At 65.0% G+C, this 10108-nt stretch carries 10 protein-coding genes and 1 pseudogene; 8 read left to right on the top strand and 3 right to left on the bottom strand.

Features of this window, described 5'->3' with window-relative positions; translation table 11 throughout:
* The first annotated feature begins 117 nt into the window (after nucleotides 1–117).
* Both VSX60_RS21135 and VSX60_RS21130 read left to right on the top strand, forming a co-directional pair.
* Nucleotides 118–363: a cytochrome c gene (locus VSX60_RS21135; RefSeq protein WP_327626227.1), complete on the top strand. Its 246-nt coding sequence runs from the start codon at nucleotides 118–120 to the stop codon at nucleotides 361–363.
* Between the two features lie 147 nt (nucleotides 364–510).
* Complete coding sequence (locus tag VSX60_RS21130; protein WP_327626225.1) at nucleotides 511–912, top strand: hypothetical protein; 402 nt, start codon at nucleotides 511–513, stop codon at nucleotides 910–912.
* Nucleotides 913–922: 10 nt separating this feature from the next.
* Here VSX60_RS21130 and VSX60_RS21125 read toward each other — a convergent pair whose 3' ends face one another.
* On the bottom strand, nucleotides 923–2263 hold the full coding sequence (locus VSX60_RS21125; protein ID WP_327626224.1) for an ATP-binding protein: 1341 nt from the start codon (nucleotides 2261–2263) through the stop codon (nucleotides 923–925).
* On the bottom strand, nucleotides 2260–2919 hold the full coding sequence (locus VSX60_RS21120) for a response regulator transcription factor (RefSeq protein ID WP_327626223.1): 660 nt from the start codon (nucleotides 2917–2919) through the stop codon (nucleotides 2260–2262). Before VSX60_RS21120 ends, VSX60_RS21125 begins: the two co-directional genes overlap by 4 nt.
* A gap of 145 nt (nucleotides 2920–3064) precedes the next feature.
* Between VSX60_RS21120 and VSX60_RS21115 the strand changes: the two genes are divergently transcribed.
* The 6 genes from VSX60_RS21115 to VSX60_RS21090 all read left to right on the top strand — a co-directional run bounded on the left by VSX60_RS21115 (nucleotide 3065) and on the right by VSX60_RS21090 (nucleotide 9573).
* Complete coding sequence (locus tag VSX60_RS21115; RefSeq protein WP_327626222.1) at nucleotides 3065–3451, top strand: PepSY domain-containing protein; 387 nt, start codon at nucleotides 3065–3067, stop codon at nucleotides 3449–3451.
* On the top strand, nucleotides 3451–4065 hold the full coding sequence (locus tag VSX60_RS21110) for a cytochrome b/b6 domain-containing protein (RefSeq protein ID WP_327626226.1): 615 nt from the start codon (nucleotides 3451–3453) through the stop codon (nucleotides 4063–4065). Before VSX60_RS21115 ends, VSX60_RS21110 begins: the two co-directional genes overlap by 1 nt.
* A gap of 209 nt (nucleotides 4066–4274) precedes the next feature.
* The gene (locus VSX60_RS21105; RefSeq protein ID WP_327626221.1) at nucleotides 4275–4877 is read left to right on the top strand and encodes a hypothetical protein; all 603 of its coding nucleotides are present in this window, start codon (nucleotides 4275–4277) and stop codon (nucleotides 4875–4877) included.
* Nucleotides 4878–5903: 1026 nt separating this feature from the next.
* Nucleotides 5904–6374, top strand: a complete 471-nt coding sequence (locus VSX60_RS21100; protein WP_327626220.1) for a DUF2271 domain-containing protein — start codon at nucleotides 5904–5906, stop codon at nucleotides 6372–6374.
* A gap of 21 nt (nucleotides 6375–6395) precedes the next feature.
* Nucleotides 6396–8603, top strand: coding sequence for a PepSY domain-containing protein (locus VSX60_RS21095; protein WP_327626219.1), 2208 nt, complete (start codon nucleotides 6396–6398; stop codon nucleotides 8601–8603).
* Nucleotides 8584–9573 (top strand): FAD:protein FMN transferase, encoded by a 990-nt coding sequence (locus VSX60_RS21090; RefSeq protein WP_327626218.1) that lies wholly within the window; start codon nucleotides 8584–8586, stop codon nucleotides 9571–9573. The genes VSX60_RS21095 and VSX60_RS21090 overlap by 20 nt, the downstream gene beginning before the upstream one ends.
* Nucleotides 9574–9847: 274 nt before the next feature.
* Here the strand turns inward: VSX60_RS21090 and VSX60_RS22655 are convergent.
* Nucleotides 9848–9997, bottom strand: a pseudogene (locus tag VSX60_RS22655) (histone deacetylase family protein); the annotation flags it as partial.
* Between the last annotated feature and the right edge of the window lie 111 nt (nucleotides 9998–10108).

The following is a 10108-nucleotide window of genomic DNA, read 5'->3' as shown; positions in this document are numbered from 1 at the left end:
GATCTCTGGCGTGCAGTCGGCAACATCTGCGACCTGTTCGAGCCCAAAGAATGTTGGAACTACCTCAAGGCCACTGGCTATGTTGCAGATTAATCGCATGACGCTCTAGCCCAGCGCATCCATGACAGCTTCATCCTACAACAGTCGATGACGCCCGAAGATAGGAAGAATCTCATGGCGGCTGTTCCAAAGGGTTTCGTCGAACAGGACCGTGCCTTTCATTCGATTTCGGCGGCGCTTGCCGATGCCGCGCGGTCCGGCAACAGGGCGCAACAGCAGGAAGAGTTCGGCAAGATGGTCGAGGCATGTAGCGCATGCCATGCCGAATACGCCACAGACCGCTTTCCGAAACTCGCCGAATGAACGCGTCACCCCCGCTTTTCGCGCCCAGGCCTCAACGTATTTGATCTGCGGACCAGGATACGTCGCTTGGGATGGATATCCACGTGTTTCACAAACGGACAATCGGGTCATGCGGTCTATTGTTGAAAGCATCGAAGGACGTGAGGAATGACGACAAGCCGAAAATCCGCTCTGCTGATCGCGGCCGTCGTGGCGGTTGTGTTCGGGGCGCTGACCATATTTTCGGGCGGACGCGCGCTCTTCGGCGGGACCGCGGCCCGCGCTGCGGTGGGCGACGCTGTGCCCTTCGTGCTGTGGTTCAACTTTCTGGCGGGGTTCGCCTATGTCGCGGCGGGGATCGGGCTGATCCTGCGGCATCACTGGGCGGTCTGGCTCTCGATCGCCATTTTGGCGGGCACCGTTCTGGTCCTGCTGGCTTTCGGGGTGCATGTGATGCAGGGCGGCGTCTACGAGATGCGTACCGTCGGCGCGATGATCCTACGCACGGTTGTGTGGGCCGCCATAGCCGTCGTGGCTTTGCGGAACATTGGGCGGGCTGCGGCGGTTTGAACGGCCACGCTCAGTTCGGTTGCCGACCTGTCGGTGCCTGGAACGATGCCTCGAATCCGTCCGCCCGGCCCGGGGAGGGCGATTGCAGCGTGAGCGTCGCCTGCGCCCCGTCCGCGATGGCCTTGGCGATCGACAGGCCCAGCCCGCTGCCCTCCGATTTGGCCTGCCCACGCTCGAAACGCGCTGTGAGCCGCGCCAGCGTTTCGGGCGGGACGGAGGAGCCCTCGTTGATCACGCGCAGGGTACGGCGCGGCGTCAGGATCACCTGAACGGGGGCTTCGCCGGTACCGTGGCGCAGCGCGTTCTCGATCAGGTTGCGGGCGAGGATCGCAAAGGCGTCGGGGTCGATATCGGACAGGACCGGTGCGTCCGACAATTCGAGGTCAATGCGCTCTTTCCCGGCGATCCCCTCAAGATCCGAGACGACCATGCGCAGCACGGGCCGCAGGTCCGTCGCGGTGTCGCGCCGCAATCTCCCGCCCTCGGCTCGGGCCAGTTGCATCAGCTTCTCGGACAGCCGCGTCAACCGTTTGAGCGCAGTCTCGATCTCGCCCGCCCTTTGGGTCACGGCAGGATCGGGGGTTTCCGCCATCAGCCTTTGAGTCTGTGCCAGCGCCGCCGCCACAGGAGTGCGCAATTCATGTGCGGCATTGGCGGTGAAGTTACGCTCGGCCTCCAGCGTACGCCGCAGCCGGTCCAGAAGATTGTTGACGGCCTCCGCCACCGGCAGGATCTCATTTGGAAGATTGCTGTTGCCGACCTCGGACAGATCACGGGCACCACGGCCGGCCAGCGCGCGGCTGAACCGGCGAACGGGTCGCAAACTGCGCCGGACAACCACCAGCACCCCGAGAAGGCTGATCGGAATGACGACGACCAGGGGCAGAGCCAGGCCAGTCAAAGCCTCGCGCGCCACGTCGGCACGGTGGCTCAATGGCTCGGCGACGGCGATGGTGATTGTCCCTTGCAGCGCCGCGTCGTAGTAGAGCCGATGCGTCGCCGTCTGGCGGAAACCCATGCCATCGAATGCTGGAAAGACCACGTTCTCGGTCCCGTGCGAGCGCAACAGCACACGGTCTTGGTCGTCTCGAACAATGTAGGTGAAGAGTTCCTCGTGGCTTCGCAGGGTGGCGATGCGCTGGCTGACGCCCTGCTCTTCGCGGTCGATGATGTCCATCACCGCCAGCGGCAGGATTCGTTGGGCGGTTTCCTCAAGCGCGGAATCGAACACCTCGTTCATCTCGCCGCGCAGGATGGTTGCCGTCGCCCATGCGGTTGCCAGCCAGAGCAGGGCCAAGCCCAGTCCCAGCCCAAGCGCCAGCCGTGCCTGTAGTGAGCCGGGCCATCTCATGCGGCGCCCAGCCGATAGCCGAAGCCGCGAACAGTCTCGATCCCGCCGCGCCCCAGCTTCTTGCGCAGCCGGCTGACATGGACCTCGATCGTGTTGCTCTCGATCTCGGTCTCGAAGGAGTAGAGCCGTTCTTCGAGCTGCGCCTTGGACAGGATCTGCCCGGGTCGCTGCACCAAGGCCTCGAACAACACCCATTCGCGGGCGGTCAGGGGCACGGCCTTTCCGCCCCGCCGGATTGTTCTTGCAGCAAGGTCGATTTCCAGATCCCCCAGCGTGACCAGCGGGTTGGGGTTGCCCGAATAGCGCCGGGCGACAGCGTTCAGTCGCGCCGAGAGTTCGGACAGGTCGAAAGGTTTGACCATGTAGTCGTCGGCGCCGGCGTTCAGCCCCTCGATCCGGTCGCTGATCTGGTCAAGCGCGGTCAGGATGATCACCGGTGTCACATCGCCTCGCACCCTCAAGGCGCGCAAAAACGGCTGGCCGCGCCCATCGGGCAGCATCAGATCCAGAAAGATCAGGTCGTAGACCGCCACTCCAAGATATTCGCTCGCTGCGTCAAGCCGCGTGGCCCAGTCGACAGAATGGCCATCGGCGGCGATCTGGTCGCGCACCGCGGCGCCCAGCACCGTGTCATCCTCGATCAGCAGCACACGCATGTCGTTCCGGTCCCATTCGCCCTGTCGGTCCCGTATCCCCTGCGAAAATTACAGGCACCTGACGTGAAGAGTCGGCGTGCTTCAGGTCGCCGTCAGAATAGCGCGCGACAAGGGCGCATCACCACCAGTTACGGGAGATGGACAGATGAAGAAATCCCTGATGGCTGCCGCGCTTCTGTCGGGCGTTGTCGCGACCGGGTCTGCCTACGCCGATGACGACGATTGCAATGTCCCTATGGCCAGTTGGCAACCGCGCGAGGCGGTCCAGAAGATGGCCGAGGCGCAGGGTTGGACCGTGCGCCGGATCAAGACCGATGACGGCTGCTATGAGATCGATGGCCGCGATGCAAAGGGTCGTGAGATCGAGGTCACGGTCGATCCTGGCACGCTGGCAATCGTCGGGACCGAGTATGACGACGAGGACGACGCGGGCAACCGGCCGGACATGAACGCCGCTCCTGCTGGAACGGTGGCACCGCCCGACAGCGGTCTGTTCGTCCCGGGCAGCAAGCCCGGCGTTGTCGTCGAGTGATGATCCGCGTCTGGGATCCGGTGGTGCGCCTGTTCCACTGGGCGCTGGTGGTGGCTTTTGCGATCGCATGGCTGACAGCGGACGAGCTTCAACGGGTTCACGAAATCGCAGGCTACGGTGTGGCAGGCCTTGTCGCGTTCCGGTTGGTCTGGGGCCTTGTCGGCAGCCGCTACGCGCGCTTTGCGCAGTTCCTGCGCGGTCCGGCCACCACGCTCGCCTATCTGGGCGACATGGCGAGGGGGCGAGAACGCCGCTATCTCGGCCACAACCCGGCGGCCGCGGCGATGATCGTGGCGCTGCTCGTCACACTGTCCGGCACCGCCTTCTCCGGCTGGCTGATGGAAGAGCCGAGCCGTGTCGCGATGCTTGTTGATCTGCCGCGGATCGTTACAGCCGCCCATGCCGACGAGGAGGGCGACGAAGCCGGGTATGTTGAAGCGGAAACGGACGGGCAGCTGAAGGAAGTGCACGAGACGTTCGCCAACCTGCTGCTGCTCCTCGTTGCGCTGCACGTGGGAGGCGTGGTGCTCGCCTCGTTCCGCCATCACGAGAATCTGGCCCGCGCCATGATCACGGGTGACAAGCGCGCGCCCGGCCACGGCGATATCGCCTGACTCCTGATCTTATGTGCCGCGTGCCCCTCGACCCGGACTGAGCCCTGCCTGCGTGGCGGGGCTTTTCTTCCTGACACCAAGCTGAAGCAGAAACTTCGTCGCCGTCAGGAAGCTCTCAGGTGGCAGCACCAGATTGCTCGTATCGATTCCAGCAAGATCCACTGAAAGCGAATCGCGGATCAGACACGCTTCAATCAAAGGAGAAGACCATGCACGCGTCATTCATCGTTTCTGCTGTCGCATCCGTATTTGCTGTGACGGCTTCGGCAGCTCCGCTTGAAGCCCCCTACGTGCTGAGCGTGGCTCATGCGGACTTCCTCACGCAGCTCGAGGAAGTTGCCGGTACGCCGGGTCAGATCGGCGGCGCGGCCCGCACCGCGGCCGATCGTCTGGGCCCGCACATCGAGGCGGAGGAGAGGGTGGTCTTACCGTTCCTCGGGCTCATCAAGGAGGTCGCGGAAGGAAAGGCCGTGGCAGGGTCTCTGCCGACATTGGCGGGCCTGCAGGCGGAACTGCCCCTGCTGATCAACGGTCAGGTAGAGGTCGTCGGCGCGTTGGTCGACCTGTTCGCCGCGGCGGAAGCGGAAGGCCGGCAGGAGGTCTCGCGCCTTGCCGACCAGATGATCTGGCATGAGATGACGGATATCGAAGTCCTCTATCCGGCAGCTGTTCTCGTCAATTCGTCTGTTCAGGCGAGTATGATCGAGGCAGAGCCGGCGAAGATCCCGATTGGTCCGGGACCGCTCTACGGTCAAGACCCGGTGCCAATGATGGGCATGGGCAATCCGCACGCGCCCGGCGCCCCTCGATGAAACAGCTGCGCTCGTGCAGCGGGATCACTGTCAAGGCAGGCCGACGGCTTCAGTCGGCCTGCCTTGGATTTTGGCCAACGGCATTCGTCGAAGGCATTCGAGACCACATCATGTGCAACTGTCCCGGCGCTACTGTCCGGATTGTTGGCGGCTGAAAGCGCATTATCCGCAACGTGACCGCTGACATCGGTCCCGGACCACGCTGGGGTAGAGGGCGCCGCCCGAACGCTGCCCGACAGTGCGGGGCTTCCTTCCGCAGGCGAAGCTGACGGCCGGCTGAAGCAGATTTCCCCAATCCGTCAGGTTCCGATCATCCGGGGCTTTCAGGATCGCATTCATCGCAACACTGATGGGAGCCATCACATGAAAGCCGCTTTTGCCCTCCTTGCCGCAACGACCGCCCTTGGTGCGGTTCTGGCCCTTTCCTCGACCGGCACCGGATTGGCCTCAAATTCCGGCACGATGTCGGTCACCGAGCGCACGCATGGCGCCACCGCGCCGTCAGACNCGGTTCTGGCCCTTTCCTCGACCGGCACCGGATTGGCCTCAAATTCCGGCACGATGTCGGTCACCGAGCGCACGCATGGCGCCACCGCGCCGTCAGACGGGATGCAGGTCCTGTTGGCCGACAACGGCTCGAATGACGACGACGATCGCCGGGCGCGCCGCGGCGATGACGACGATGACGAAAAGGACGACTGTGATACCGACGATGACAAAGGCCGCGCTTGCACACCCGGCCAGAACGCGGCGCCTGTGGGAACGGTCGCCCCGCCCGCAAACGGCTTGTTCGGAATCGGCCCGGCCCCGCAGGTTCAGGTGAACTGAGTCCACGTCTCCTTTCTTCCTGCCTCCTGCCAAGGCCCCGCCGCCGCGTTCCGGTGGCGGGGCCTTTGCGTGTCGATGGTGACGGACCGGGCGAGAAAGCTGACGGCAAGCTGAAGACAACCGGCGCTGTGCGTCAGGAAAGGATCAGCGGGGACAGGCAATCCTGCCTGATCCCAAATCTTCTTACGGAGAATCCCCATGAAGTCGCTTCTGTCCGCCCTTGCCCTGACGACGGCCATAACCGTGCCGGGGCTGGCTCTGGCCAGACCGGTCACGCTGACCGCCAACATGAACGACTATGGCGGCGACGGCGCCTACATTGCGCTTTATGTCACCGATGCGCAGGGGGCCTATCTGGGCAGCCTCTGGATGGCCGGGGGCAAGTCGAAATATTACCAGCATCTCAGCGACTGGTACCGCGCAACCGGCGGTGACCCGGCCCAGATCAACGGCATCACCGGCGCCAGCGTGGGCGCGGGAAGGCAGTTGAAGATCACGCTCGATCTGGCCGATGCGCTGTTCGATGTGGGGTATGAACTGCACATCGACGCCTCTGTCGAGGATATGCGCGACAGCCCGTCGGAGGTTGTCGTGCCGCTGACCAGCGCGGACGCGGGCAAGCCCGTTCCGGGCCGCCGCTACATCCGCGATCTCACCTACGACATGTAAGCCGGCAAGAGGGAGCCTGTCATGCTGCGTGCTCTGCACAAAATTCCTGGGCTCGTCGCGGCGCTACTGATCGTGGTTCTCACGCTCAGCGGCGCGGTGCTGTCCGTCCTTCCGGCGCTCGAGGTAGCGCAGGCCCCGGCACAATCCGAAACCGATCTGGCCGTTGCGACGCTCGCCGAGCGCGTGGCCGCCGCCTATCCCGGCGTCGAGCAGATCCGCCGCGCGCCCTCGAGACGGATCACCGCCTTCTATTTCGACGGTGGCCGACCCGGCGCCGTGGTCATCGACCCCGCAACGGGCCAAGGCGTCGCGGATTACGAACCGTCGTCCTTCCAGCGCTGGATGACCAATCTGCACCGCTCGCTGTTCCTGGGCGATGTCGGACGGCTGAGCGCCGCGGCCGGGGCGGGGGCGCTTCTGGTGTTGTCGATCTCCGGCCTGATGTTGACCGCGCGGCGGGTTGGCGGCTGGCGGCGGGTCTTCTCGCGCCTGCGCGGCCCGCTCCCGGGGCGGCTGCATGTCGAGGTCGCGCGGCTGACCGTGATCGGTCTGCTGCTTTCCTCCACCACAGCGCTTTTCATGACGGCCGGCACCTTCGACCTTATCCCCGGCGAAAGCGCCACGGCGTTTCCAGCCGAGGTGAGCGGACGGACCGGCGCGGCGCCCGGCGCCATGCCCTTGTTGCGCAAAACGCCGGTGGCAAGCTTGCGAGAGCTGACCTTTCCCTATCCGGGTGATTTGACCGATGTGTTCACGCTCAAGACCAGCACCGGCGAGGGATATCTTGATCAGGGCACCGGCGCCACGCTCGCCTGGGTCGATTTCGGCGCGTGGCAGCGCCTGAGCGAGACCGTCTACATGCTGCACACCGGACAGGGCTCGGCGTCGCTGGGGCTCATCCTCGGGCTGATGGCGCTTGGCGCGCCGGTCATGGCGGCCACCGGCGTGATCCTCTGGACGCAAACCCGCCGCGCCCGGCCTCGGATCAGAGGGAACGCCGTTGCCGGTCAGGCCGACGTGATCCTTCTGGTCGGCAGCGAGGGCGGCAGCACCTGGTGCTTCGCCGCGACACTGCACGACGCACTCACGCAGGCTGGCCACAAGGTCCATATCGGCGCGATGGCGCAGTTTTCACCCGGCACGTACAAGCGCGCCGAACGGGTGATCCTGCTGGCCGCCACCTATGGCGACGGCGCCGCCCCGGCCTCGGCCAAGGGGTTTGCTGACCGGCTGGAAGCCGTGCCGCAGGCACAAACCTTGCCGCTGGCCGTTCTGGGCTTTGGTGATCGGCAATTCCCCATGTTCTGCGGTTACGCCACCGAGGTCGCGCGCATCGCCGCGGATAGAGGCTGGCCTGAGCTGTTGCCGATGACGACGGTGGACCGCCAGTCGCCGCAGGAATTCGTCAGCTGGGGCCGCGCCCTTGGCAAAGTGCTCGGTCACCCGCTGGAATTATCGCACAGCCCCGTGAATCCGCGCAGTCATGCGCTGACCCTGATCTCGCGCCGCGATTACGGGGCCGAGATGCAGGCGCCCGCCGCGATCCTGCGCTTCGCCTTGCCGATAGTCACAATCCTGGAGCGGCTGACCGGACACGGGTTTGCCCGGTTCCGGCCCGGCGATCTGCTGGGGATATTGCCAGAAGGCTCGTCCGTTCCGCGCTTTTATTCGCTGGCCTCAGGCCAGCGCGACGGTTTCATCGAGATCTGCATCAGCCGGCATCCCGGCGGGCTTTGCTCCGACCAGCTTCTCGATATGCAACCGGGCGAGAGCATCCCCGGCTTCATCCGCCGCAACCCCGCCTTCCGGCCCGCGCGAAACCACAAGCCGATAATCCTGATCGGCGCGGGCACAGGGATCGGCCCGCTCGCCGGTTTTGCACGGGCCAATGCACGGCGCCGGCCGATGCACCTCTATTTCGGCGCAAGGCATCCCGACAGCGACCTTTTCTACGGCGAGGAAACGCGCGGCTGGCAGGAAGACGGCCGACTGACCTCGGTGACGACGGCTTTTTCGCGCGGCGTTTCCCGCGCTTATGTGCAGGATGCCCTGCGTGCTGACGCAACGCGGATCGCCCGCCTGATCAGTGAAGGCGCGCAGGTGCTGGTCTGCGGCGGTCGGGAGATGGCTGCGGGCGTCGCCGAGGTGCTCTCCGACATTCTGGCCCCCACCGGAATGACCCCGGCGCTTCTCAAGGCGGAGGCACGCTATGTCGAAGACACGTATTGACCTCGTGCGCCACGCGCTGAACGGGCCAACCATGGGCACCCGCTGGTCGGCGCTCTTCGATGCATCCACCGCTACGGACCCCGTTCCGATCCGTCGTGCGTTGGCCGAGAGTGTGGGCCTGGTGGATCGCCAGATGTCCACCTGGAAGCCCGAGAGCGACCTGATGCGCGTCAATCGCGCGCCGGTCGGTGAATGGGTTTTGGTGCCTCCCGAACTGATGGAGGTTTTGACCCGCGGCCTCGAGATCGGACGGCTGTCCGATGGCGCCTTCGACATCGGCATGGGCGATGTCGTAACCGCCTGGGGGTTCGGGGCGCGGCATACGGACATACAGGCGATGCGGGCCGCCCTGGGCAGGGCCCACGCCTTGGCGCATGAGGTTCTCGATCTAGACCGCGATGCGTTGCGGGTTCGCAAACACGCGCCCATGACGCTGGACCTGGCGGGCATCGCCAAAGGTTACGCCGTCGATCGCATGATGGCGGTGCTGGGGCGCTTCGGGATCACGGACGCCCTGGCGGGTCTCGATGGCGAAATGCGCGCATGTGGTCAGCGCTCCGATGGCCGCCCCTGGACGGTGGCGCTGGAGCGACCCGACTTTGAGACGCGCGCGCCGCTCTCGATCCTGGAACTGGCGGATTGCGCAGTCGCGACATCCGGTGACTACCGACACTGGCTTGATGTTGGCGGACGGCGCCTGTCCCACACCATGGACCCGGCCCGCGGCGGCCCGGCGACGGGATCGCCGGCATCGGTCACCGTGCTGGGGGAAAGCTGCATGGACGCGGACGCCTGGGCCACGGCTCTCATGGTGCGGGGCGCGCGCACCGGGCTAGAGGTTGCACGACATCGCGGGTTGAAAGCGATTTTCATCGAACGTGTCGGCGAAACCCTGCGTCAGAGCTGCGTCGGATGGATGGACGGGAAGGAGCATCCGGCTGCGCACTCACCGGTCGCGTTGACGCCCTGACTCAGACCCGCAGAGGCGTAAAACTTCCCTTGTGGATCGCCTCGCTGATGGCGCGTCGGCCGTACAAGGTCGCGGGCGTGGCATCTATCAGGCGCCGGCGATCAGGGCGAAAGCGAGCGGCAAGTTGCCAAAGCGTGATGAACCTGAGGGGCGATACCTTGATGCCGATCAGACCGTCTGACGCACTGCGCCTTCGTGCGCGGGAAATTGAATAGGCGATCAGTATCGCGGATACCGGAACCACCCGCCGCGCTCCTCCGATCAGCGCTTTCAGATGCGCGACGACGCTGCGAGCGAGCGCCCCAGGTTCGTAGCCGCCCTCAAGCATGGAGAGCACGCGGCCTTCTCCATGCGTGCGTGCGACGCCAAGAAGCTTATCCGTCACCCATACGTACTCGGCCTCCGTCAGGCAGAGGTCCGACATCTCGTCTAGAGCGTCAGGCGATTAATCTGCAACATAGCCAGCGGCCTTGAGGTAGTTCCAACATTCTTCGGGCTCGAACAGGTCGCAGATGTTGCCGACTGCACGCCAGAG

The sequence above is a fragment of the Aurantimonas sp. A3-2-R12 genome (genome assembly GCF_036016755.1).
GTDB lineage: Bacteria > Pseudomonadota > Alphaproteobacteria > Rhizobiales > Rhizobiaceae > Aurantimonas > Aurantimonas coralicida_A.
This window is presented reverse-complemented; position numbering and strand designations above follow the sequence as displayed.

Bases quoted from the DNA above. Each gene is read 5' to 3' on its own strand.
- VSX60_RS21130 (WP_327626225.1), top strand. From the start codon at position 511: ATGACGACAAGCCGAAAATCCGCTCTGCTGATCGCGGCCGTCGTGGCG.
- VSX60_RS21115 (WP_327626222.1), top strand. From the start codon at position 3,065: ATGAAGAAATCCCTGATGGCTGCCGCGCTTCTGTCGGGCGTTGTCGCG.
- VSX60_RS21100 (WP_327626220.1), top strand. From the start codon at position 5,904: ATGAAGTCGCTTCTGTCCGCCCTTGCCCTGACGACGGCCATAACCGTG.
- VSX60_RS21105 (WP_327626221.1), top strand. From the start codon at position 4,275: ATGCACGCGTCATTCATCGTTTCTGCTGTCGCATCCGTATTTGCTGTG.
- VSX60_RS21125 (WP_327626224.1), bottom strand. From the start codon at position 2,263: ATGAGATGGCCCGGCTCACTACAGGCACGGCTGGCGCTTGGGCTGGGA.
- VSX60_RS21120 (WP_327626223.1), bottom strand. From the start codon at position 2,919: ATGCGTGTGCTGCTGATCGAGGATGACACGGTGCTGGGCGCCGCGGTG.
- VSX60_RS21110 (WP_327626226.1), top strand. From the start codon at position 3,451: ATGATCCGCGTCTGGGATCCGGTGGTGCGCCTGTTCCACTGGGCGCTG.
- VSX60_RS21095 (WP_327626219.1), top strand. From the start codon at position 6,396: ATGCTGCGTGCTCTGCACAAAATTCCTGGGCTCGTCGCGGCGCTACTG.
- VSX60_RS21090 (WP_327626218.1), top strand. From the start codon at position 8,584: ATGTCGAAGACACGTATTGACCTCGTGCGCCACGCGCTGAACGGGCCA.